This is a genomic window from Pseudomonas sp. MD195_PC81_125 (assembly GCF_014060985.1).
Taxonomy (GTDB): domain Bacteria; phylum Pseudomonadota; class Gammaproteobacteria; order Pseudomonadales; family Pseudomonadaceae; genus Aquipseudomonas; species Aquipseudomonas parakoreensis.
The window spans coordinates 1-728 of the sequence record NZ_JABULD010000758.1 but is presented as its reverse complement, the minus strand read 5'-3'; the positions used below and the strand labels follow the sequence as shown (position 1 = coordinate 728).

General features: G+C 58.1%; 1 protein-coding gene. It reads right to left on the bottom strand.

Features of this window, described 5'->3' with window-relative positions; translation table 11 throughout:
• Positions 1 to 59: 59 nt before the first annotated feature.
• Positions 60 to 728: calcium-binding protein (locus HT737_RS28885; RefSeq protein WP_182404532.1), on the bottom strand; the 669-nt coding region annotated here is incomplete at its 5' end.

Sequence of the window (728 nt, the reverse complement as noted above, 5' to 3'; positions counted from 1 at the left end):
AATTATCGGGGCGTTTTTGTTGGGGGTCGCGACCTGCGACCAGGTCGGTTACGGTTGTATCAGGCCACCAGATCGTTGGCGCTGAAACTGTTTACACCCACCAGTTGGATCTCGAAGTCCGCACCGGCGTTGCCGCTGACGTTACCGGACAGCACGTGGTCGACGAAGCGCACTTGACCGGCGCCAGTGAAATCGCCCGCACCAATAAAGGTGAAGCCGTTGAAGCCAGCAGTCAGCAAGTTGGCATCAAACTTCGTCAGGTCGATCTTGTCGCCTTGCGCGCTGTTGAAGTCAGTGATGACGTCGCGCAGATTGCCAGTACCGGTTTCGTTCCAGGCGTTGAACACGAAGGTGTCAGCACCTGAACCACCCGTCAACGTATCGGTGCCCAGACCGCCGATGAGAAAGTCATTGCCGGCTCCGCCGTTGAGCAGGTTGTTGCCGTCGTTGCCTGTCAATGCGTTGTTCAGGGCGTTGCCGGTACCGTTGAGGTTGCTGCTGCCTGTCAGTTCGAGATTTTCCAGGTTGTCACCCAGAGTCCAGTTCACCGACGACCGTACGGTATCTATTTCACTGGCCAGAGTGCTGGTTTCGATGACCGTGTCGCCGGCGTTGTCGACGATGTAGGTGTCGTTGCCCAGACCGCCGATCATGGTATCGGCGCCCAGGCCGCCATCGAGGGTGTTGTTGCCATCGTTGCCGGTCATGCGGTTGTTCAGCTCGTTGCC